This is a genomic window from Olivibacter domesticus (assembly GCF_900109575.1).
In the GTDB taxonomy this organism is placed as follows: Bacteria; Bacteroidota; Bacteroidia; order Sphingobacteriales; family Sphingobacteriaceae; genus Olivibacter; species Olivibacter domesticus.
In genome coordinates this window covers 222,054-244,073 of the sequence record NZ_FOAF01000003.1, presented here as the reverse complement: position 1 = coordinate 244,073, position 22,020 = coordinate 222,054, and the positions used below count along the sequence as shown (strand labels likewise).

The 22,020-nt window shown below is 40.7% G+C and carries 21 protein-coding genes; 6 read left to right on the top strand and 15 right to left on the bottom strand.

What is annotated here, in order from left to right:
- Positions 1-6: 6 nt before the first annotated feature.
- Positions 7-612: an RNA polymerase sigma-70 factor gene (locus BMY50_RS15460; protein WP_162276605.1), complete on the bottom strand. Its 606-nt coding sequence runs from the start codon at positions 610-612 to the stop codon at positions 7-9.
- A gap of 369 nt (positions 613-981) precedes the next feature.
- Here BMY50_RS15460 and BMY50_RS15455 point away from each other — a divergent pair, with 369 nt between their 5' ends.
- Together BMY50_RS15455 and BMY50_RS15450 are read left to right on the top strand one after the other, a co-directional pair.
- Positions 982-1,389, top strand: a complete 408-nt coding sequence (locus tag BMY50_RS15455) for a hypothetical protein (RefSeq protein WP_093326299.1) — start codon at positions 982-984, stop codon at positions 1,387-1,389.
- Between the two features lie 132 nt (positions 1,390-1,521).
- Positions 1,522-2,766 carry an RNA polymerase sigma factor gene (locus tag BMY50_RS15450; RefSeq protein WP_093326298.1) on the top strand — a complete coding sequence of 415 codons (1,245 nt, stop codon included), beginning with the start codon at positions 1,522-1,524 and terminating at the stop codon, positions 2,764-2,766.
- Between the two features lie 42 nt (positions 2,767-2,808).
- Here the strand turns inward: BMY50_RS15450 and BMY50_RS15445 are convergent, their stop codons facing one another.
- Positions 2,809-3,165, bottom strand: a complete 357-nt coding sequence (locus BMY50_RS15445) for a YciI family protein (RefSeq protein ID WP_093326297.1) — start codon at positions 3,163-3,165, stop codon at positions 2,809-2,811.
- Between the two features lie 30 nt (positions 3,166-3,195).
- Complete coding sequence (locus BMY50_RS15440; RefSeq protein ID WP_093326296.1) at positions 3,196-3,648, bottom strand: carboxymuconolactone decarboxylase family protein; 453 nt, start codon at positions 3,646-3,648, stop codon at positions 3,196-3,198.
- A gap of 254 nt (positions 3,649-3,902) precedes the next feature.
- On the opposite strand from BMY50_RS15440, the gene BMY50_RS15435 reads away from it, so the two are divergent.
- The 3 genes from BMY50_RS15435 to BMY50_RS15425 all read left to right on the top strand — a co-directional run bounded on the left by BMY50_RS15435 (position 3,903) and on the right by BMY50_RS15425 (position 5,771).
- Positions 3,903-4,544 (top strand): FKBP-type peptidyl-prolyl cis-trans isomerase, encoded by a 642-nt coding sequence (locus BMY50_RS15435; protein ID WP_093326295.1) that lies wholly within the window; start codon positions 3,903-3,905, stop codon positions 4,542-4,544.
- A gap of 166 nt (positions 4,545-4,710) precedes the next feature.
- The gene (locus BMY50_RS15430; protein ID WP_093326294.1) at positions 4,711-5,286 is read left to right on the top strand and encodes a Crp/Fnr family transcriptional regulator; all 576 of its coding nucleotides are present in this window, start codon (positions 4,711-4,713) and stop codon (positions 5,284-5,286) included.
- 77 nt (positions 5,287-5,363) lie between these two features.
- Positions 5,364-5,771 (top strand): DUF4267 domain-containing protein, encoded by a 408-nt coding sequence (locus BMY50_RS15425; RefSeq protein ID WP_093326293.1) that lies wholly within the window; start codon positions 5,364-5,366, stop codon positions 5,769-5,771.
- 39 nt (positions 5,772-5,810) lie between these two features.
- Here the strand turns inward: BMY50_RS15425 and BMY50_RS15420 are convergent, their stop codons facing one another.
- The 6 genes from BMY50_RS15420 to BMY50_RS15395 form a co-directional block, all read right to left on the bottom strand.
- Positions 5,811-6,236: a hypothetical protein gene (locus tag BMY50_RS15420; protein ID WP_139202273.1), complete on the bottom strand. Its 426-nt coding sequence runs from the start codon at positions 6,234-6,236 to the stop codon at positions 5,811-5,813.
- Positions 6,237-6,380: 144 nt separating this feature from the next.
- The gene (locus BMY50_RS15415) at positions 6,381-7,151 is read right to left on the bottom strand and encodes an alpha/beta hydrolase (RefSeq protein ID WP_093326291.1); all 771 of its coding nucleotides are present in this window, start codon (positions 7,149-7,151) and stop codon (positions 6,381-6,383) included.
- Positions 7,152-7,296: 145 nt separating this feature from the next.
- Positions 7,297-8,127 carry a hypothetical protein gene (locus tag BMY50_RS15410; RefSeq protein WP_093326290.1) on the bottom strand — a complete coding sequence of 277 codons (831 nt, stop codon included), beginning with the start codon at positions 8,125-8,127 and terminating at the stop codon, positions 7,297-7,299.
- Between the two features lie 14 nt (positions 8,128-8,141).
- Complete coding sequence (locus BMY50_RS15405; RefSeq protein WP_139202272.1) at positions 8,142-8,648, bottom strand: hypothetical protein; 507 nt, start codon at positions 8,646-8,648, stop codon at positions 8,142-8,144.
- A gap of 11 nt (positions 8,649-8,659) precedes the next feature.
- Positions 8,660-9,436, bottom strand: coding sequence for a hypothetical protein (locus BMY50_RS15400; protein WP_093326288.1), 777 nt, complete (start codon positions 9,434-9,436; stop codon positions 8,660-8,662).
- Positions 9,437-9,548: 112 nt separating this feature from the next.
- On the bottom strand, positions 9,549-10,625 hold the full coding sequence (locus BMY50_RS15395) for an acyltransferase family protein (protein ID WP_093326287.1): 1,077 nt from the start codon (positions 10,623-10,625) through the stop codon (positions 9,549-9,551).
- A gap of 365 nt (positions 10,626-10,990) precedes the next feature.
- Between BMY50_RS15395 and BMY50_RS15390 the strand changes: the two genes are divergently transcribed.
- Complete coding sequence (locus tag BMY50_RS15390; RefSeq protein ID WP_093326286.1) at positions 10,991-12,154, top strand: BamA/TamA family outer membrane protein; 1,164 nt, start codon at positions 10,991-10,993, stop codon at positions 12,152-12,154.
- Between the two features lie 22 nt (positions 12,155-12,176).
- Here the strand turns inward: BMY50_RS15390 and BMY50_RS15385 are convergent, their stop codons facing one another.
- From BMY50_RS15385 to BMY50_RS15360, 6 genes are all read right to left on the bottom strand, one after another.
- Positions 12,177-12,929 (bottom strand): LamG-like jellyroll fold domain-containing protein, encoded by a 753-nt coding sequence (locus BMY50_RS15385; RefSeq protein WP_093326285.1) that lies wholly within the window; start codon positions 12,927-12,929, stop codon positions 12,177-12,179.
- A gap of 312 nt (positions 12,930-13,241) precedes the next feature.
- Positions 13,242-15,074 (bottom strand): alkaline phosphatase, encoded by a 1,833-nt coding sequence (locus tag BMY50_RS15380; protein WP_093326284.1) that lies wholly within the window; start codon positions 15,072-15,074, stop codon positions 13,242-13,244.
- 9 nt (positions 15,075-15,083) lie between these two features.
- Positions 15,084-16,622, bottom strand: a complete 1,539-nt coding sequence (locus tag BMY50_RS15375) for a SusD/RagB family nutrient-binding outer membrane lipoprotein (RefSeq protein ID WP_093326283.1) — start codon at positions 16,620-16,622, stop codon at positions 15,084-15,086.
- Between the two features lie 69 nt (positions 16,623-16,691).
- Positions 16,692-20,180 carry a SusC/RagA family TonB-linked outer membrane protein gene (locus BMY50_RS15370; RefSeq protein WP_093326282.1) on the bottom strand — a complete coding sequence of 1,163 codons (3,489 nt, stop codon included), beginning with the start codon at positions 20,178-20,180 and terminating at the stop codon, positions 16,692-16,694.
- Positions 20,181-20,257: 77 nt separating this feature from the next.
- Entirely contained in the window at positions 20,258-21,247 is a 990-nt protein-coding gene (locus BMY50_RS15365; protein ID WP_093326281.1) for a FecR family protein, read from the bottom strand.
- Between the two features lie 71 nt (positions 21,248-21,318).
- Positions 21,319-21,918: an RNA polymerase sigma factor gene (locus BMY50_RS15360; protein ID WP_093326280.1), complete on the bottom strand. Its 600-nt coding sequence runs from the start codon at positions 21,916-21,918 to the stop codon at positions 21,319-21,321.
- Positions 21,919-22,020 lie beyond the last annotated feature (102 nt).

Here is a 22,020-nt window from a genome sequence, read left to right as displayed (position 1 = left end):
AAAGACTTATAAAAAACGGTATAAAGAAGCGATGGCGAGGCTTAATATAAAAGTTGGGTATTGTTTGCCTAATTCATTTCGAAGGTCTTTGGTGGCCTTCGTTAGATGTGCCTGGACTGTTTTTTCAGAAAGGCTTAGCTTTTTTGCGATCTCTTTGTAACTCATTCCCTGTTCGCTGCTCATTCGGTATACCAACTGACATTTATCCGGCAATTGTTTAATCGAATTTTCCAAGCTTTCCATCAATTCCTTTTCAAAGATATATTCGTCTACTGAAGACTCATCGTAACCGTATAACTCATCGTTCATTAGCTCTATGGTATGTGGCAAGCCTTTTTTATATTCCTCAGCCAGCATACGCATGCTTCTGTATTTCACAGCAACGGCCAAATAAGTGGCAAGAGTGTGCCGAAGGTTGATACTTTTTCGCCTTGCCCAAACAGAGATTAAAACATCAGACACGCACTCTTCCGCTCGCTCCGGAACGGATAAGCGGTTCAGTGCAACACTAAAGAGCTTTTTCCAATAGCGGTCAAAAATTTGGCGCATAGCTCCTTGATTGTCTTGTTTTAGCAATTCCATCAATTCAGCGTCAGAGGTTTGCCTATGCATATTCATTATCCATTAGATTGATTAGCATAAAGCGCAGCAATAGTTAAACTGGATACAAGGTTTAATTGGTTTTATGCTTTGCTTAATAATATTCCTCGAAAATAAACTATTTTTTTTGTTTCCAAGTATTCTTCCGCCGTAAATATGCTTATTCTATATGAGTGATTAAATACTTCTCTTTTAATTCAAGGCCGGCATTTCTATTACATGCCCGTTCAAATAGGGCTTCTTGTTTTCATTCCAATTTAATAGAATAAAGAAGAAACATCTATTGGATGAAAGCCCTGGAGTAAATAAAAAAACATTATTATTGTTCGTACTAAATGTTTCTAATAAAGAATAAATATATTAGATAATTAATCGTTAGCGATGCTTAAAAGACCTTACGACAGGCAAGATTATTTATTACTTTTTATCTTCAGTGGGATTCTCGGACTTGCAGCTAAATTTATCAGAAGAATAAATCATGTAGAATGCGATCTTGTTCGTATTTTACTAGGTTCATTTCCCAGTTTCTTTGCGGTTATTGGTATCGCTTTTCTTTCTTTGGCTTATACAAAGGTTAAGCATCAAAAAGGCATCTTTTTTTGTTTTTTGGGATCATTAATCTACGAGTTTGAACAAGTTTGGAGCAGCCGTGTATTTGATATTTATGATATTATAGCACTTCTATTAGGGTATCTTTTCGCTTTAGCCGTTTACAATTATGGAAAACCTAACATCAGTAACACCTTAGAGTTAAAAAGCTCCTCCTGCATAGATTATGTGGAAAAATAGCGTAAAGCAGTAAGATCTTTACTCTACACGTAGCCGAACTTTTCGCTTCGCTTGCAAGTAAATAAGCCCTCAGCATGATCGCCTAAAAAACAAAATGCCTTTGTATATTTACAAAAGTGTTTTTTTATTTATATGGAAGTACAAGCTTTATTACCAAATCTTTTTAGAACAGAGTATCAGAAGATTGTTTCGGTTCTTTGCTATTTATTTGGTATACAACATATTGAGATTGCAGAAGATATTGTGAGCGATACTTTCCTTTCTGCAACGGAAGATTGGAGTTTGAAGGGTGTGCCTCAGAACCCTACCGCATGGCTTTATACTGTTGCAAAAAATAAAACAAAAAATTATTTAAAAAGGAATACGCTTTTCGAGCAAAAGCTTGCGCCCGAAATAAGGTATACGGCTCCTAAAACGGAAGACATTGAAATTGATCTTTCTACCAAAAATATTGCCGACAGTCAGCTGGCTATGATTTTTACCGTATGTAATCCCAGCATTTCCTACGAATCACAAATATCTCTCGCTTTGAATCTATTATGCGGATTTGGTGTACAAGAGATTGCTGATGCGTTTTTAACAAATAAAGAAGTTGTTTATAAAAGAATCAAGAGGGCTAAAGAAAAGTTGAAAGAAGAGGATATCAAGATAGAGCAGCCAACCGTATCACAAATAACTGATCGACTGGAAACAGTGTTGACCACTTTATACCTACTTTTTTCCGAAGGATATTACTCCGCATCACAAGACACGCCCCTTCGTAAAGATCTTTGTGCAGAGGCCATGCGATTGACTTACCTACTCGTTGAAAATCAAATGACCAATAAACCAGCCGTAAATGCTCTATTAGCATTAATGTGCTTCCATTCTTCCCGCTTTGACGCACGAACAAACGATAGCGGTGAAATGATCTTATATCAAGATCAAGATGAAACACGGTGGAACAGCGAACTGATCGAACAGGGAAAGTATTACCTGAATCGGGCCTCTACCGGCAATGAATTAACCAAATACCACTTAGAGGCAGGAATTGCGTATTGGCATACTCATAAGGAAGATTCGGAAGAGAAATGGGAAAACATACTTCAGCTGTATAACCATTTGATCCTTTTAGCATATTCACCTATTGCTGCGATGAATAGAACCTTTGCGCTGGCAAAAACAAGTGGAAAAGAAGTCGCCATTATCGAGGCAGAAAAATTGAACTTAACCGATAATCACTTTTATTATTCCCTATTAGGTAATTTATATAGCGGTCTTGATAACAAAAAAGCATATGCACATTACCAGGCCGCGTTAGCCCTTGCGCGCTCACCCGGAGACAAGGCAACCATACGGGGAGGTATGAAACTTATTTCCAAAACACCTTATGTCTAACAAATAAAGGGGCTTTGGAATAATCCAAAGCCCCCTTGACACTTATTCTAATCCTTCGGGTGTTACAGCCATTCGAATTTCAACGTTCCCACCTAAATCTAAAATAGGACAACCTTTGGCTATTTCTGCGGCCTCCTCATAGTCTTCTGCCTTGATTAGGACCATGCCTCCAATGGATTCCTTAATCTCCGCATAAGGGCCATCTGTCACTACTTTACCTGATTTTACAATTTTTCCTTTCCCATCCCAACGCTGTAAAGGTCTGGCCAACTTATCTTGTGCAACAATTCCACCAAACCAATCTTGCCAACGCTTAAGCGAATTTTGTAATTGTTCTGGGGATGGCTGATCCTCCCTGGTTGAGAAATCTCTACGGAAAATTAATAAGAACTCGTTCATTTTATTTTTTATTAAGATATTTAACTATGCTTATCCGAATTGCCCTACCCTATAATCTCCCGGAATAGCTTGGAAGGCAATATTGAATCGGTTCCACGTATTTATAGCGGTGATAGACAGCGTTAAATCAATCAATTCCTCCTCAGAAAAACTTGCAATTGCTTGCTGAAAGACCTCATCAGATACCGTACAAGCATTTACCGCTTCCCCCCAAGCAAGAGCCGCCTGCTCGCGCTTGGTATAATAAGGCGTTTCCCGCCATGCACTCAAACCATATAAGCGTTGCTCTGTTTCTCCCGCAGCTCTTAACTCTTTTGAGTGCATGTCCAAACAGTATGCACATCCATTGATTTGCGATATCCGAAAGTTAACTAATTCTAACAAATTTTTGTCAAGGTTAGATTTTTTTAAGTAAGCACCGATTCCGAAAACAGCTTTTAACGCATTTTGTCCTTTTTCTTGGATGTTGATTCTTTGTTCCATGATATTAAATATTTATTTGTTTAAAACCCAATAACAATCAATCTTCAGAGATTGGACATTTTATTTTATTTTTTTTTCGATTTAACCTTTAAATGTTCCAGCAAGCTTAAATTTAGGCAGATAGAAAATCAAGCAGGATCCAAAACCACTGTAGCATAAGTCTATTTCTTCCCGTTTAGACCTTAGCCAAACCAAAGTCATAAAATCTCTTGGTCAAGGCCGTGCTTATTTTACTAACAGAAAACAAACAATATATGAAACACACAAACAAACTATTCCTCCTGATTTTTGGAGTAATTATTCTTTTTTCCGCATGTAATAAAACCGACTTTGACGAATTGGCAAGAGAGCAAGAAAGACAAGATTCTATCGAAGAAGCTCGTATAAAAAACCTTATAAAAGAACAAGCGCCCCTATTGAAAGCTTATGTAGAAAATCCTTCAAATGGATGGACCAACCCTATTTTGGATACTTCGAGGGGCATTTGGTATGAAATACTTACTCGCGGGCAAGAAGATTCTTATACTTACAAGCGTAGCGGTTCGGGGCAGATAGTCGCGCCAAAAATCGAAGTCAAATATAAGGGTCAATTGCTTAACGGAACTGTTTTTGATCAAACAGACGAGCAATCGACCAACAAGAAAACATTTATTTTCAATTTAGCACAGGACATCATTCCCGCTTGGACAATTGCCTTTTTACCGCAAAAAATTCCCTATAACGGACAGGATTACGCAGTAGGCGGATTAACCTCAACTGGATTAAAAAAAGGGTCTAAGATTCGCTTTGTCGCCCCTTCTCCTTGGGGATATGATACCAGAGAGCGCGATAAAATTCCCGCAAACTCCCCTTTAGTATTTGAAATTGAGGTCGTGGATATTAGCGATTCACAATAAACATCTGCGATTTATAGCACCATTATATTAACATCTCCTAGGTTTAAACCTTGGGGATGTTTTTATTTCAAATCATCCCTAATTACCATTCGTTGCTCCTCCACCTGCAAACATCTTGAAAGCTTAGTGTTTATTTTGTATAATAGCCGAACAGAAGTATAAGATTATGGAGGCGCTCACCACAGCTATTAAATCATTTATAAGGCTTTCTACTGAAGAAGAAAAGCTCATCTCAACCTTGTTTCGGGAAATGGAACTCAAGCCCGGCGAATATTTTTTAGAAGAAGGAAAGGTGTGCAAATACGTTGCTTTTGTCGTAAAAGGCTTATTGCGTTTTTACATAAACGACGATGGCGAAGAAAAAACAGGATATTTCAGTAACGAAGGGGATTTTTTATCCTATTACCCAAGCTTTCTCACTCAAACGGTGGCCGACAAATACATTCAAGCGCTGGAACCAACCAAATTATTTGTGATCGATTATGATCGTTTGCAGCATCTTTATAAAAACATTCAAGAAGGAGAAAGATTCGGTAGGCTAGCCATCGAACAGGTATATTTGTCGGCCGTTAGGCAACTTGATTCATTTTATAACGACCCGCCTGAAAAAAGATACCAGCAATTTCTTAATACCTATCCAAATTTAGTGCAAAGGATACCGCAATATTACATAGCCTCTTATGTAGGCATAAAACCACAATCGCTTTCCCGCATCCGTAAAAGACTCGTAAAAAAGCATTAATTAACCTGGGTGAACGACATTCACTTTTGAGTACAGGATATTTGTGTCATAAAATTTATGACACAAAATCAAAATTGATGAAACAGCAAGAATTTACATGGGGACCGCGTTCCCTCTCGTTTTGGCTAGCAGCCCTAATCTCCGTTGGAATAATTTTTATAGGTGTTCGTTATTCCCTTTCACCTATTGATGCCTCAAAAGACTTTGGACTTTCTTTACCCAACGATAAGACGGCATTGTATGGTAGCATTAAAGGTATTCGTGATATTTTTTCCGGACTAGCCCTTGCCTATCTCTTATATACTAGGAATGTGCGGGCCACCGCCTTTATTTTCATGTTTGCAACCTTAATTCCTATAATGGATGCCTACGTAGTTTATCAAGCAAACGGCCTTAGCAATATGCCGGCATTTCTCATACATGCATGTACAGCATTTTATGGTATCATGAACGTCTTTTTGTTATTTAGAGATAGCAAAAAATGATAAAAGTGATACCAAAAGATGAAGATCTTAAAAAGAAAGCTAATTAGCTTTCTTTTTAAGATCGCGCATTAGTTTCTTTACAACGGCCTTCCCGGCGTTAAATCCATTGGTACCATTTGGACTTGCCTTATAAGTATTCGATTCCCAGATTACCGCATCCTTCTTATCGATTAATTTGCCTACCAGCTCGTAAGAAGTGCCCCCCCAAGAGGTCGCGGTAATTCCTTTAGAAGCTGATATATCCACTTTTAGCTTAAAATCAGCATCTTCCGGGTTCTTTACTATTTTCCAATAGCCCCACTCATTTAAGCGGCCAAGCAGCTCGTCGATAGTTTTTACCGCGTTCTCATTTTTAGAGTCATTTTCTAGAAACACTTTGCTATCTTTTGAGACGGCAGCCAAATCTTGCGCAAAGCCCCCTTCTATTAACAGAAAAAAGCAGATGCAACTAATTATTTGTTTCATATATATTTTTAATTTAGCTGAATAAAATTCACGTATAACAAAACGTTGTATTACCATCAGCTAAAATTAAAACGAAACAAGTTAAATTCCTATCCCTTGAAACTGCCATTTTTTAGGATTGTAAGTATTAACAACATAGCGTCCTCATTCGTTTTGTGAGTTAGGGTCATTTTCTGTGCTACCAATAAAATTCATTATCTTTTCTAATACCAATTTTTGCTGTGCTTCTCTACTGATGTTCGCACGGCTATCTCCTAACTGGAAGCCATAATAACCAAATTGTGCGTGGTTACCGCCTTCTATTGTGGCAAATTTGGTGCTATCTGGTAACATGGTTTTATTCGCCATTACGTCCCTTAAACTCGCCACACCGTCCATGCTTCCGCTGATTTTCAGAATGGGGATGGTCAAAGCAGACATGTCTATATCCCGCGGATGTGTAGTACCCATTAAGATCAGTTTACTAATATAGCTAGGGTTTTCAAATACAAACTGAGCGGCCATTTTAGCACCTTGTGAATGACCTGCAAGGATGTAGGTTTTAGTGTTATCCTTAAACAGGCCAAGCTCTTCTGGCTTGTTATAGCCCAAATTGGCCATACGCCAAGGCATTTTAAAAATATGCACCTGCAAGCCCTGAGCAGCTATACTTCTACAAAGGGGCGCATAGGCCTTTGGGTCTACCATTGCTCCCGGATAAAAAATCAACACCCTCGTATACGCTTTATTAGGTGTAAAACTTATTACATCCGCTGTGTTAGATACTTTTACCTGTCCGTCGCTTACAAAAGTATCGGGAGGAAGATCTTTGGCCTGGTACGAATAAACCATCCAGCCAACGAATATTAATCCTAAACATATCCAAATGGTTCGAAATACTTTCCAGAAACTCCTTTTGCGTGCCTTATTTGTCATTTGCTTATAATTTAGCCAATTACCAGTATATTGCTCTTTATTTTACGTTTTTTAGGCGTAAAAATTACAAATGAGAAACGAAAATGACGAGTTCCATTAGAAGGGCTCTATCAAGAACACCCCTTTAGAAGTTCTTTGGAATCATCTAATGGCCTATCGACAAATAATATAAAGCGAAAAAGAACAGCGGATAAGACGATAAAAATGACATCATAAACGTATTCAGTCCCATAATAAAAGCCATTGCCAAATGAAAGGCCACTCCCATCACAAGCCAGCTAAATGAGAGAGGTGCAGCAACAAGAAAAATAATCGGAAAAGTAAGTTCCCATAACACAATCGTCCAACAGGTGAAACGCGATAAGTAGCTATTTTTCATTAAAAAAACCAGCGACGGCTGCCCGTAAATTTTTGTAGCCAGCACATTTTGAATGGCTTGGCCAGATCGCCATGTTTTAGATTTAATTTTATAATAACCAGAGATAAAGTAAGACAGACTAATCTGCGCAATAATGAACGCAATACCCACGAATCGCAAAGATGATGTTGGTCCGATAAGGTAATAAACAGTTAGTCCGAATAAGAGTACAGTAAGTGATTCATCAGCACCGTCCTTGCCCTGAAAATGGCGGATATTGAGCAAACATGACATACCAGATAATAAAGCCAGGCAGCTCCCTAAATAAGCATCCTTTCCCATACAGACAAAAGCTATAACTATCAGTAAAAGTCTCGTACCAATTAAAAAACCGAAACCATGTTTATCAAAAAGGTGATTTAACAAGCGGAGGCTCCACCCCCGGTATATCCAACCGGGTCTACTTTGGGTTACACTCCAAGAAAAAAAAGTCTCCTCACTAAATTTCCCTCTTTTCCAACTGAAGAGGTATTCAATGCTCATAAAAAAGGCAGTACACAATACCATCGCCGTTGTAATCCACACGGCTTTTTCTTCCGTTATAAATATATTCCACATAATATCTTTAAAAATTAAGTTAACAGATGACTATTCGAAATAAAAGCGATAGACAGCTGCCCATCATCTTCTATCGGCACGATCCTGCCTATCGCAAATTGCACATACTCACCTATATCATTAGCGCATAAATGATTTACATGATTCAGTAATAGCAAGTAAGGCATGGAGTAAACCAGTTCGTCTTGCTCGGTTGAAGGTCTGCTTACCAGCATCTGGCAAAGATCAAATAAAGATTTTCGGTCTCTTCTATTTGGATTCCAAAGAAAAGCATACCATTTGCGACCTTGTCCAAAACTAACGCTTCGCCAATAGGAGTCACTGTGCTCGGAGAATACTCTATAATAAAGGTAGTAATCTGTTTTATTAGGTTCCGGAGCGAAGAAGTTCCAGGTCGGAACAAGTTGTAAGCCATCTTTTGCGATGATCCAATCCTGAGCAAAAGGGAAGTATTTAAGAACCGAAAATAAGAACCAGCAACCTAACATGCCTGCCAGTACCAAAGCCATGTAATCGTTCATCTCTGTATCTTTTACCTTATACGCATATTTTTCTGAATAGCCTGCTGCCGAATGTTTACCAGTTGTTTTACCGAAATCATTCTGCCAGCGTCTAGCTGCGGGTTTATTACCTCTTCTCCTATCTTACCAAAATGCTTCGCACAATTACCTGCGGCAGTACCAACCGTAGCTACCAGTACACCAACAGTGACAGTTGCTACCAATGCTGCAGGTGTACACATTACTTCGCCTCCCACTTTACCGAAGTGCATCCCTGCCAATTCTTTGGGAATTCTAATTGCCTGAAGTTCCAATCTAGACAAGTTTGGCTGGTGTAATACCACCATGACTTTCGGAGTGGGTTGATCTTCTTTTTTAGACAAAATGGTAGTCCTAAATCTCTCTGGCTCAAATTCGCCACCGGTGAAGGAGAAAAACGCTCTCGTTATGTCTACCCCATTTACCGTAAATAGGTTTACAGCAATATTTTTGGTGTCATAATTAAGATCTACATAAGCCGGTGCTGCACCAAGTTTTTGTAGCGCCTCCCTATTAGATACCTTTTTTAATCTGCTTACACTGCGTTTGTTTCGCGTTACAATTTCATTGATTTTTTCCGCATCTTGCGATTTTACCGCACGTTCCAGTTCATCGAATAGGCTTGATGTAGGGTCGGCCATGATAACAGCACCACTGCCCGGAGGTAATAATTCTGTGGCGACACCACTTAACGTGTATACATTTGGCGTTTGGACCGACTCGATTCTTGTTGCCCGTTCATTTCGAAGGGACTTCTGTAATGTTTCCATAATGATTCCATTTGATTAATAATTACACTATTAGTCGGAAGGGAAGATCTGGAGGGAAACAAATTAGAAAAATTAAATTTCAAGCAAGTTTTAGACTACTTACCTGCGATCATTAATATTCTTTTTTGTTACTTAAATATTTGCGAATCGGTATATCATAGATAACCATTACCAGATACGCGAGACCAAACAAAAGAACGGTTCCTATCGTTACGATGAAAAATAATTGACCGGAACTAACTTGGTGACTATTGTAATAATTTCCAAACATCCAGATTGCGGGAATATGTGTCATATACAGTGGATAGGATATTTTTCCTAAAAAAATGCATAGCTTTTTATACCCTTTCGTAAGCGTTGCTCCCGCCCCAATCGCGATAAGTAGCGGAAAATAAAATAATACAATCATCGATTCTACGAGCCAGTTCCATTTAAAATAAGGTACGATAAACGTTAGCAGTAATAATATAGATAGGCCAATAAAACGAATTCTTGTTTTGATAATCCAATTAAAACGGTACACCAACAAGCCAGCTAAAAAAGAATAAGAGATCCGGGCACAACCATCCCAGAAACTACGGCCGTCCCACCCACCAATCAATGTTCCCGCACGATAACTAACAAAGCAAAGCGCACCTGCCGAAAGTGTTAGTAAGAGAAGTAAAGGGCCTCGTCTCATTTTATAAAGAAAGAGAACGTAAAAAATATTGGCCACATACTCAAAAAATAATGACCAAGACGGTGTATTAAAGCCAAATAGACCGAAGCCCCGTTCGGGCATCACAGGAAACGGGATAAGAAAAATAGAACTGAGGAATATGAGAAAAAGTTTTCCAGCACTGTAAGGCACCTGCTGTTCGGAAAATGGATCAACAAGGAAGCCTAGTAACCCAAATACAGCACCTAGGATAACCAATGGATGAAGTCTTATTAACCTTGCTTTAAAAAATTTCCAAACGCCAATTTTTTCAACACGATCATCATAGGCATACCCAATAACAAATCCAGATAAACAGAAAAAAAAGTCGACCGCCAAAAAACCATGGCCAAGGAAATTCTTACTATAGTCAAGATAAACAAACTCCAAAAAGTGAAAAACAACAATGGACACGGCGGCAACACCCCGTAATCCGTCTAACACTTCATAATGTGGCTTACTCTTCAGTTCAGAGGCAAGAAATTGTTTCATAATTATTCTCTATGGCTAGCGTACATAATTACTATAATTTTATAACAAAGCACTAAGAGATCTTAGCAAACTATTCAGTTAAGTTGGTAAAACACTCATTTAAGTAAAATAAAGCACTTCAATCTCCGTTAAAAGGCACTAAAACACTTCGTTATTTTCGAGAATTAGTGAAATATACTTTATATTTTTTATCTTGTCGTCATCATCCCCATTGATAATGGTGAGGTTAATAATTAAATTTAGTTCTGATTACAAAAATGACGAAAAATCAAGAACGTATACCTTTTCTCCAAGATGCTGGTACGTTTTTAGCTAGAAAATAAGACAGTAAATATAGCAAGCATTCCATTCGCGTAGATATTAATATGACAGACCGCTTTATCATCCATACATCTATAAGCCGATACTTCCTTATTTTCTGTTTTCTGTTCATTGCAGCTCATGCGGAGGCACAACTCCGAAAAGAAGGTTGGATAAAACGCTATGTTAACGCTGTTATTAACGATACTACCGGTACAGAGAACGCGACCTTAACTATTTATCCGACTTTTGCCACGGCCCCTGAAACAGGTATAGAACTTGGAGCCTCCATCATGAAGCTATTCTATGCCAATCGTGATACACTTAACCGCTTAAGCGAACTACAGGCGTTTTCATTTTTTACCTTCAAGGGACAGTACGGTCTTATCCTAGAAAATGCGATCTATGGTGACCAAGATAAATGGTTTTTTCTAGGGGACATGAAAATACAACAGTTTCCACTTTCATACTACGGGATAGGACCCAATTCACCGGAAGACAACCCGGCCTTGGTAAACTCCTTTAACGTATTATTTCGACAGCGAGTGCTCCGAAAGCTTCGAAAAAACTTTTTCCTAGGCCCGGAAATTGATTATCAACTAGTATCGGGCGTTCGGTTTGAACAGCCGGAAGAAGGCAATCCACATTATATCCCGCTGGGGGCGGACGGCACCAGCAATCTCGGATTGGGTATGGCATTGGTGTACGACGACCGGCACAATGTGCTGAATGTTCGCAAAGGCCGGTTCGGCGAGGTTGCCTATCTGCGTTATATGGACGATTTCGGTAGTGAATATAATTTTGGCAGTGTTAATATAGATCTCCGTTCTTATCATCCAATCGGAAAAAAGAATGTACTAGCATGGCAGATCAAGGGTAATTTTCTTCATGGTGAAGTCCCCTTCAATCAGTTGGCCCAACTCGGTGGCGATCGGTTGATGCGGGGATATTACCTAGGTCGCTTCCGCGACAAACATGCTATCGCTGCCCAAGTGGAGTATCGGATTCTTCCCTTTGCCTTTAGCAAAAGACTTGGTGCGGCCGTTTTCGCGGCCGCAGGAGCAGTTGCTCCTAAATTTAATGCCTTTGAAACCCGAAATATAAAGGCGACTGCCGGTGTAGGCTTAAGATATCTTCTTTTTCCTAAAAAGGATATTTACCTCCGTTTTGACATTGGCTTCACAAAAGAAGGCGCCAACTTTTATATTTTCAATGGCGAAGCTTTTTAATATCACAGAGGATTTATATATATCAATCTGAAAGCTCATCTACTTCTGCATCATTAAGCCAGCGACTGTACCTCCTTACTTCATCTATCCTACCACGAAAATGATTGGGTGATCCGGTATGTGACCCTTCGTAATTATAACTATAACACATATTTTCAGGCGGCTCTGAAGGATCTAATATTAAATCGCTCTGGTAATCATTAGAAAGGACCTTTTTTCCATTTACAAAAACCTCCAATAGCGACCGGCTCTTTGCCCAACGGAGCAAAATATGTTGCCATTTGTTTGGCTTAATTACCTTCTGGGTCTTTACAGTAACATCTCCTTCAGTATCCGCCCAATAAACCGTTAACGCGCTGTCGGTCGTTACAAACAAATTATTTGTCCTAGCGCTAAAATTATGGAAATACCCTTTAAGAAATAAAGGATGAAGCTTATTCAGCTCATATAGATTTATCCAAAAAGATAAACTACCTTCCTTTTCTCCAAGGCCTGAACCGACATTTACTCCTTGTTCATACAAGGTAGTATCTGCAATTCTAAGTGCACCATCCGGATTATTAAAGCGATCAGCGTCGAACGTTGCTCCCTTAACATCATAGGTTTCTTGACTTACCTGATCTATACTATTTCCATCGAACGGAAAATAATATACTAACCCGCTATCAAGGTTGGTAACGGGTTTTAAATCGTCATGGCCTTTATCACAGCCACTAATGAGCACACCCAAGAAAAGGATACCCATCAATTGTGAAAAACAATCAGCATTTTTCATAACTACTTATTTATTGGTTCATAAAAATTTCTTGCACTACACTTATGCAACGGGAGTTAGCCAAAGAGCAATGCACTAATTCAGCACAAAAACTTGTCCGCAATTGACTTTTTAGTTGGCAAATAAGGAAATTGTATCGTAGTAACATCTGTTCTCAGAAAATGGAGAAAAATGAGAATATTTGAGCACAAATGAGTATTAATGATGATCATTCTACGTTAATTTGAGCCTATGGCTTAAATCAAAAAGAAGGCGCTGGTTACGGCGCCCTCCTCATAGCGTAAAAGGTCTTCCGATAGGAAGACAAGGATATTAATTTTCAGCTAAGCGCTTAAAAATCCGCTTTCCGATATCGCTATTTTGCATAAAGCCCGTAAAATCAGTAGCCCCCACCCCATAACTGTATACAGGTATGGGAGCGCCTGTATGGTCGTTCGTGATGAACTCACCCAGCACAAAACCCTTTTTAGCGTCCCCGTCAACCAATACCAATCCACCGGTTTCATGGTCGGAAGTGACAACAATTAAGGTCCCCTCATGCGTATCAGCATACTGCAGTGCCTTGCCTAGTAATCTATCAAAACTCAAATATTCCTCTATGCACTGCGCGATTTTGTTGCTATGTCCCCCACCATCGATTTTGGCTCCCTCTACCATCATAAAAAAATCGTCCCCTTCTTTGTCCATTCGGCGGAGAGCTATCTCAAATGCATCTTCTAACATATGATAATCTGTCGCTGGATTGTCCTGTGCGAAACAAATAACCTGCTTGTCCATCGGTATCGCTTCAATGTCACGCAGATTATCTTGAATAAGGGTGTTCTTTCCTATTAATTGCTGCTTTAATTTTGAACTATCGGCAGCTAAAGCAGGATGACCTCCACCAATAAAGAGCTTTACCGGACTGTTCATTATGTCATAGGCAATTGCTACCGAGTGGTCCCGCTCGCTTTGATGCGCATAAAACGAAGAAGGTGTAGCGCCGGTAAGTTTATCATTGGTAAGGAGTGCGCTTGGAATGTTCAGATCGATCAGCCTTTCAGGTAAATTCGGCAACGCTTTACCTGTACTATCATTGCCAATATAGCGATTACGGGTCTTTTCTCCAGTAGCAAAAGCAGTAGCTCCGGCCGCAGAATCCGTGTTGTAATCATCTGCCGGCGTCGTATTCTGAAAACCTATATGCTTGAACTTCGTCATATTCAGTTGCCCACCATTAATGGTTGCAGCTGCCCATTGCTGGTTAAATCCCGCCCCATCACTGATCAACAAAATCACTTTTTTCACCTTTCCCTCCACACCATCATACTCGTAAGTTGGTTGGTATACCTCGTGCTTGCCTTTCCGCGTATAACTATTGGCGCTGTACTTATTCAAAAAAGTCGCTAGGGTATTTGGTGAGTCGGTATTTAAATAATCTACGCCCAATTTGATAAAGGCTTGCCAGGCAGTCTTCGTATCAGGACACCCCCAGAAACGTACTGGCTTACCAAGGCGATGGATCGAATCGACGAAAACCTTTACTTTCTGCCTTTCAGGTTCTGTGATCCTTCCCAATCCATTCCAGACGCTGAATGCCTGAAAGGGAGCACTGTAAAATGCAATTCTTTGCAGTTGTTCCGTGCTATAGTCGATATTGGCGCGTCCGTCAAAGAAAAATATCGAATCAAATTGTTTAAAGCGATCCGGCGAAGGCATATCTCCACTGATAACCAGACGTACTGCTTCTGGACGCTGATTCACGTCAAAATAAGCTCTAATCGGTGCCAATTGTTTTTCTAAGGCCCTTAAAGTAGGTTCTCCTTTTGTTTTCAGATCTATTAAAAACTGCAGTTTCCCCCCATCAGGATATATTTTTCCCTTTTGTAAGGAGAGTTCTTGCAATAAAGGCTTCAAGTACAGGTTTTGAATGGTGTGCCCTGGTTTGATTTCTTGTGCGTCATGCGCCACATAGAGTGAATCGTTCTTTAGAAATACATCAATCTCAATAGAGGCAAAACTATTGGCGTAGGCCGTATAAAACGGCTGGGCCTGTAGGTAATCGTTATGCGAATGCGCGTTCTTGTTTACCGAATACTGTTGCGCATGTGTGAGCAACCCGATACCTGCCAGGCTGCACATCATTATCCACTTTCTTATTTTCATTTATTCTATCTATGGTTGAAACCAAACTTTTGTATTATGAGTAGGCATCGTGCCGCCCATATTTTCATTTACCCATTTCACTAAATTGGGATTATTTTGCTCATTATCCGAATATACGTAACGGACGGGTATAGCTGCAATGACAGAAGGCCCCGGTTTTAGCTGTGGAAAGCCGGTGCGTCTCCAGGAGGCCCATGCTTCATAGCCATTCAAGAAAGCATCTATCCACTGCTGTTCCGCAATTTGCTTCAATGCTGTTTCCTCTCGAAGTGCTACGTCCGTGCGCGCCAAAAAGGTTGCCACTTCTGTTTGGCTAATATAGGGCATTTCTTCGTTGGATGCTTGAGACACCTGCGGCCACTTTGCCAATGAGGCGGTCAATCCCTCCGAGTAAACAGCGGCAGCATCTCCTTGAACACCCATATTGCGCACAATGGCTTCCGCTTTCAAGAACAAAAGTTCGCTATAAGAAAAAAGAAAGGCTCTGTTTTCCCTTCTAATACGTTTGCCGAGAACCGAAAAATCATCTTTATTCAACCCCGCTTCCTGATACAATGCGTTCTGTTCGAGAGAGCTCAACCCAACCTGTTGTCCGCGATATACATAAGTTGCATTAGGATTATTACGACTTGCATTGTATGAATTCTTAGTTGGTGCTACATAAATCTTTAAGCGAGGATCAGCAACATCTTGAAGCATGTTGACCATTGTTTCACTGACACGATCATTTCCATCAAAATTAACACCACTGCCATCCGCAGGAGGGTTGAGAATGAACCAGCGATATAGATCGGCATTGTTATTATATACTAAAGTTACTTGATCTTCTATCTTTTCGAACACCGGATACTCTGCAGGGTTATTGAACAGGGCGCTTACCGCCGCCGCGACATCCACCTTTTGCGATTCACGCATTAATATACGTAGCTTCAGCGAGTTGGCAAACTTCCGCCAAGCGCTTGTGTTGCCGTTATACAAAATATCGCGTTTAATTGTTAAAGAAGGATCTATGTTTTTCAACAATTGATTTGCTTGCTCCAGATCGACCAGCATAAGCTCATATACTTCCTGTTGCGATTGATAATTCGGGAATTCCAAACCCGCTACATCACCCTTTCCCGCTTCATTATAAGGTATATCGCCATATGCATCGCTCATAATAGATAAAATATACACCTTACAGATCAAAGCGACTGCTTCATAATGAGGCAGTTGATTTTGTTGTGCAAGCAAACGCAGTTGATTTACATCCTTTATAAGCCTCATAGCACCGTTCCACTCCTCACGGAAAGAGGCCCCTGTCAAATTATACCGACCATCTTCCTCGCTTGTACCTCCCAAATAAGCGATATGCTGAACAAATTGTCCCGCGCGGCTTCCGCCGCTTGCGGTCATAGTACTCACGGCTCCGCTGATAATTGGGGGCAGCAACATCTCAGGAGGCACCACATCTGGATTATTGGGATTCACATTAATGGCTTCAAAATCTTTACACGATCCCAATGTGAGTAGGAGGATCGATACCGAAAAATAGATAAACTTTTTCATCTGTTTATTTTATTCGTTTTTTTATGTTTTCTACGGAATTCATAACCCACTAAGTGAGCTATTTTTGTTCTAAAAGTTAATATTTAATGCGGCACCATAGCTACGCAGGGAAGGAAGCGAAAAGGCTTCTAACCCTTGAAATTGTCCATCATAGCCCGATACTTCCGGATCTATATTCGGTACGTCTGACCATAGCACCAGGTTGCGACCAACCAATGAAAAGCTCGCCTGCCTTATTGGTGTACGCTTCAATAATTTTTCTGGCAATCGATACGTAATTTTTACTTCCCGTAGCTTTATGTAAGAGGCGTCGAACGTGGCGATACGATCGTTATTATAATAAGCACGCCAATAATTGCGTACCGTAACTTCTGTAGTATTTGGCTCTCCAGTATCGATATCGGTCCCCCCTCCAACCATCGTTCCACCCCCATTTTCATCTCTGTTTACCAAGGATTCTTTTAAAGAACCACTATTTATCCCCTCAATATAGGTGCGGGAATGTACCACTCCACCTTTCTGAAATCCGAAAAGGAAACTCAGATCGAAATTACGATAGGAGAACTGGTTCGTCACGCCCCCCGTGTAATCGGGATTCACATTGCCCAAATAACCCCAATCGCCATTCTCTTCCTGAGGCAATCCGTTGCGATGCGTGAGATTGTCATTTTGGTAAATCAGGTAATCACCATATAAGGAGCCAAAAGAGCCATCTCCTTTGGTGTTCTCTGTCCGCATTTCAAGGGAAGCCCAGCGTTCGATCTGACGAATGCGCGAAATACCTATGTTTTCAGCTAAAGAGACCACTTTGTTCCGGTTTAATCCGAAGTTCACATTTACGTTCCAGCTAAACTGATTCGTCTTGATAGGTGTTAGGTCAACCATCAACTCAATCCCTTGGTTTTTCATCTTCCCTACATTCATAAGTTTTGTATCATAGCCCGCAGAAGGATTCAAGGTAACGGGAATGATCAGGTCTGTAGTTGTACTTCGATAGTACGTAAAATCGATGCCAACGCGATTATCGAAAAAGCGCGAGTCAAAACCAAACTCATAGGAGCTTACTTTTTCCGGTTTTATATCAGGATTCGGATAGTTATTATTATGTATCGCAACGGTTTCGCCGTTCCAGCCTTGTGTTATCTGGAAATTAGGCATCGTTTGATAAGGCTCTAGGTCGCGACGGACGGACGACAAGCTGCTACGCAGTTTCAAATAACTTAAGGCCTCACTACGCCAGCCAAAAAGTTCAGAAGCAACCACACTCAACGATGCCGATGGGTAGAAATAAGATCTATTCTGTTTAGGTAAGGCACTTGACCAATCGTTACGTCCGGTCAAATCCAGAAAAAGCGCATCTTTATATCCTATCTGAGCGGTTCCATAAAGAGAGTTTATTTTTTTCTGCTGGCGTATATTCCCCGCTACAATTGGGGAGGCATTATTTGTGAGGTTGTATACATTCGGGATCGACAAACGGTCCACGATGGCACCAAGTCTTTTCGACTCTTGGCTCATCAGATTTCCTCCCAAAGAGGCATTTACACTGAAATCGTCATTGATCTTGGTGTTATAAGAAAGCAAGGCATCGTGGTTCGTTTCCAGAAAGTAAACATCATCTTCCTGATAGTAACCATTAACATACTGGGCCGACGATACCGCATGACGCATGGTACGCTTATCATTGTAAAAATCACGTCCAGAACGGACCATTAAACTTAAATTTGGCAAGAAATTATAGGTGAATTTAACATTACCATATACCCTGTCGCGGTTATTGCCGTTCAAGTTTTCATAAGCCACGAAATAGGGGTTATTCAGCCGACTGCTATTCAATCCCCAGATAGGCGAACGTTGCTGGGTACGCTGTGGACCATCTGCCCAATAATCACGCAAACTATTAACGTCCACATTTCGCGGCATAAATAAAAATATTTTCATAATAGCATCATCATTCTTCGCCCCATAACTTGCCCGGTTATCACTTCCTGAATTCACATAATTCATATTTACATCCACCTTTAATTTAGGCGTAATAGCGTAACCGGTGTTCAACCCTATAGCATTCCGTTTCAAGTCGGTGTTAGGCACGATTCCTCGTTGTGATGTGTTCGTATAAGAGAATCGAAAGTTCAATTTTTCATTACTTCCGGCAATGGCAAGGTTATTTGTAAAAGTTGTTCCCGTTTGGAAAAAGTCTTTCAGTTGATTAGGATAAGCAACGAAAGGAGTTGCCATCCGCTCACCCGTATTCGGGTCCACTGGTGAATCATATTGTGGTATCAGCTGACCATTCAAGCGAGGCCCCCAGTTTTCCATCACGTTATCATTCAATCCTCCTCCCATGCCATCCACATAACTGTATTCACCATCTCGCCCTTGCCCATATTCGTACTGATAATCTGGCAGCTTGAGTGGCGTTTCGGCACTCGCTTGCGAATTAAAGCTCACACCAACCCCCTTTGTTCCTTTACCAGATTTTGTGGTGATCAGCACCACGCCGTTTGCGGCACGTGAGCCATAAAGAGCCGCTGCATTTGGACCTTTCAGCACGGTCATGCTTTCGATATCGTTGGGATCAAGTTCCCCGGCCGCGTTTCCATAATCCACTTCACCCTCACCAGCCGTGAAGTTCGGATTATTAAAATCCTGTCTTCCCGTATACGCCCGTGTAGATTGCTCATTGTTATTACTAATAGGCACCCCATCTACCACAAATAAGGGTGAATTATTATAGTTATAACCACTTACAAAATTCTGTCCACGGATCTGTATATTAGCAGAAGAACCGATCCCACCACTGGAATTGGTGATACGCACGCCAGCCACACGTCCGTTCAACGTATTGAGCAGGTTCGTTTCGTGCGATTCCTGAATGGTTTGACCGTCTACCTTTTGTTGCGAGAAACCGATCGACTTGGCCTCCCTCGATATTCCTAAGGCAGTCACTACCACCTCATTTAAGGGATTATTATCTTCTGTTAAGGTTATATTTATCTGCAGCTGTCCACCAACCTTCGTTTCATGTGATCGATAGCCCATATAACTAAATACCAACACGCTTTCTGCTCCAAGTACCTGCAATTGGTAATGACCACCATTATCTGTCACCGTTTTCTGGCTACCGCCTTTCACCTGCACATTCGCTCCGGTAATAATTGCGTTTGTGTTGGCATCGCGCACCTGCCCCTTCACTAGCAGCCCCTGCTGTACACGACGAAGAGAAATTGTTCCGCCTTGTTCGTCAAAGACTATATGCTCCTTCTTAAACAAATCACTAAGTATATCAGAGAGCTTACTGTTTTGATAATGTACATTGTTCAGTACCATATTCTCAAGGCGAATATCTTCCGTAAAGGCAAAATCTACTGCTGCCTTCCGTTCTATTTCTTTCAAAAGCGTGCGCGCATTTACTTTACTAAAAGAAAGTTGTATCCGTTTGTCAAGTACTTGTTCAGGTGTACGTGCAGAGGCGGTAGAATATACTGCCCATACATTTATCACCAATACAAGTATTAATAATGTTTGCTGCTTAAAGCACCAGCGTGTTAATTTCATTTGAGTTAATGGTTGAGATTATTAAAGATTGATTGTTTTTGTCTTCCTTTATGGAAGCCACGGAAAAAAATATAATGTTAGAAGATGGTCAAGTCTCCATTTTCCTCCTTTCTGTATTGCTTGTTCAACATGTGACAGATTAGCTGTGCCGTTTGCGTGGCACTGCGCTGATATTTTAGTTTGAGTGTATATCGACTTTTTAATACGGTTGTATCGTTGCTGAGTAGGGCTATACCGTAAACGTCCCGAAAGGAAAGAGCTAGATCTAAAAAGGCGGCCCGTTCTAGACCGATATCGCTGTTAAGCCATACACCATCACTACCGCTATTGCGTTTCTCGAACGATCGGCTAGTACGGTCATAGTCATATTTTTCACCTTTGTGCAGCAGAAACTTTTGGGTCTCAACCGCATCACTGATTTGCACTTTACCCGTGCTTACCGCTATTTGGACTTTCCTTCTATGGCTGTAGGCTTTTACATTAAAGGAAGTACCCAAAACCTGTACAGATACATCCTTGGTTTCCACATAGAATGGGCATTTAGCGGCAGTTTTCACCTGAAAAAAGGCCTCTCCATCCAATCGCACTAACCGTTGCCCATCACCGTAGCCAGCTATGATATCCAAGGAAGAATTAGCATTTATCCTTACCGTCGATCCGTCTGATAGCTTCAGTGTTTTACGTGCTCCAGGTCCGACAGAAAAGTGCTGAACGTACCGGCCTGTTTCATGGCGCTCATGAGCAGGCATACCGAATGGTTTATACAGCTGCCAATACGTTATTCCGCACAATAATATAACAATGGCCACCGCCGCCACCTTCGCCCATTGCCCAAGCCGCCGAATATTTCTCTTCCGAGTAGGAAGCGAAGCCTGCACATGTATGGCTAGACGACCTGCTAACCGCTCTTTGATACATCTCTTTTCTTCCGCATTCGGAAAATCTTTTGCTACACGTTGATCCCTTTCAAACGAATCGTACCACGCCTCCACCAATTGTTTTTCAATATCAGAGCTTTCTCCTGTATAGTACTTTTTTAATAATTTCTTGTAACCGTTAAATTTCACACGTTCCGTTTTTATATACCTATAGTGTATAAAAAGACCGTTCTCTACTTCAAGAAAAGATGGTTAAATTGTTAAGTTTTTGTAAAGAGGATGGTTAGTAAAGAATAAATAGGCAGGTGGGGATACGTTTCAATAAGTTTGTTTTTCAATCGTCTCAACGCTTCGGTATGGTTATTCCGGATAGTTTGATCGGCCAACTGTAAGGCAACAGCTATTTCAGCTACCGTATAATCCTGCATGCGCAATAGAAATACTTTACGCATATTTTCGGGGAAAGTACTTACCACTTCTGCAATGGTTTGCTCGAGCGCTACTACTTCTAGCGCGCCGAGTATGGTATCTTCCATTTCTTCCATCCGTTCAAAGAGATGTACCTGTAGGGCTTCTTCCCGTGCTTGCTGACTGGCCCAGTAGATAATTTTATATTTAAGCATCGCTTGCAGGTAAGACGTTAAGCCCCTGTGCACCTGCAACGCTGCCCGCTGGGTCCATAGATCAGCAAAAACATCCTGTACCATATCTTCAGCTAGCTCTCGGCTTCTTAATCGGTAGTAAGCACTTTTGTAAAGGCCGTCCCAGTAGTCCTCGAACAGTTGTTCGAAAGCTACCGCATCATCGTTCCGCATCTTATCCAATAAAGCAGACTCATATATGTTTGGGGCAGGTTGCATTTACATTACTCTTCAAGCAAAGATAGGTAGGTAATATTATGAAAATGTTAACCTTGTTATAAGGTAAAACTTAAGGCTTGGTAAGCTTGATGTTGCGACCAT

Bases quoted from the DNA above. Each gene is read 5' to 3' on its own strand.
- BMY50_RS15460 (WP_162276605.1), bottom strand. From the start codon at position 612: ATGCATAGGCAAACCTCTGACGCTGAATTGATGGAATTGCTAAAACAA.
- BMY50_RS15360 (WP_093326280.1), bottom strand. From the start codon at position 21,918: ATGCAACCTGCCCCAAACATATATGAGTCTGCTTTATTGGATAAGATG.
- BMY50_RS15395 (WP_093326287.1), bottom strand. From the start codon at position 10,625: ATGAAACAATTTCTTGCCTCTGAACTGAAGAGTAAGCCACATTATGAA.
- BMY50_RS15440 (WP_093326296.1), bottom strand. From the start codon at position 3,648: ATGGAACAAAGAATCAACATCCAAGAAAAAGGACAAAATGCGTTAAAA.
- BMY50_RS15420 (WP_139202273.1), bottom strand. From the start codon at position 6,236: ATGAAACAAATAATTAGTTGCATCTGCTTTTTTCTGTTAATAGAAGGG.
- BMY50_RS15410 (WP_093326290.1), bottom strand. From the start codon at position 8,127: ATGTGGAATATATTTATAACGGAAGAAAAAGCCGTGTGGATTACAACG.
- BMY50_RS15435 (WP_093326295.1), top strand. From the start codon at position 3,903: ATGAAACACACAAACAAACTATTCCTCCTGATTTTTGGAGTAATTATT.
- BMY50_RS15450 (WP_093326298.1), top strand. From the start codon at position 1,522: ATGGAAGTACAAGCTTTATTACCAAATCTTTTTAGAACAGAGTATCAG.
- BMY50_RS15375 (WP_093326283.1), bottom strand. From the start codon at position 16,622: ATGAAAAAGTTTATCTATTTTTCGGTATCGATCCTCCTACTCACATTG.
- BMY50_RS15455 (WP_093326299.1), top strand. From the start codon at position 982: ATGCTTAAAAGACCTTACGACAGGCAAGATTATTTATTACTTTTTATC.
- BMY50_RS15380 (WP_093326284.1), bottom strand. From the start codon at position 15,074: ATGAAAATAAGAAAGTGGATAATGATGTGCAGCCTGGCAGGTATCGGG.
- BMY50_RS15445 (WP_093326297.1), bottom strand. From the start codon at position 3,165: ATGAACGAGTTCTTATTAATTTTCCGTAGAGATTTCTCAACCAGGGAG.
- BMY50_RS15430 (WP_093326294.1), top strand. From the start codon at position 4,711: ATGGAGGCGCTCACCACAGCTATTAAATCATTTATAAGGCTTTCTACT.
- BMY50_RS15405 (WP_139202272.1), bottom strand. From the start codon at position 8,648: ATGAACGATTACATGGCTTTGGTACTGGCAGGCATGTTAGGTTGCTGG.
- BMY50_RS15370 (WP_093326282.1), bottom strand. From the start codon at position 20,180: ATGAAATTAACACGCTGGTGCTTTAAGCAGCAAACATTATTAATACTT.
- BMY50_RS15425 (WP_093326293.1), top strand. From the start codon at position 5,364: ATGAAACAGCAAGAATTTACATGGGGACCGCGTTCCCTCTCGTTTTGG.
- BMY50_RS15390 (WP_093326286.1), top strand. From the start codon at position 10,991: ATGACAGACCGCTTTATCATCCATACATCTATAAGCCGATACTTCCTT.
- BMY50_RS15400 (WP_093326288.1), bottom strand. From the start codon at position 9,436: ATGGAAACATTACAGAAGTCCCTTCGAAATGAACGGGCAACAAGAATC.
- BMY50_RS15415 (WP_093326291.1), bottom strand. From the start codon at position 7,151: ATGACAAATAAGGCACGCAAAAGGAGTTTCTGGAAAGTATTTCGAACC.
- BMY50_RS15385 (WP_093326285.1), bottom strand. From the start codon at position 12,929: ATGAAAAATGCTGATTGTTTTTCACAATTGATGGGTATCCTTTTCTTG.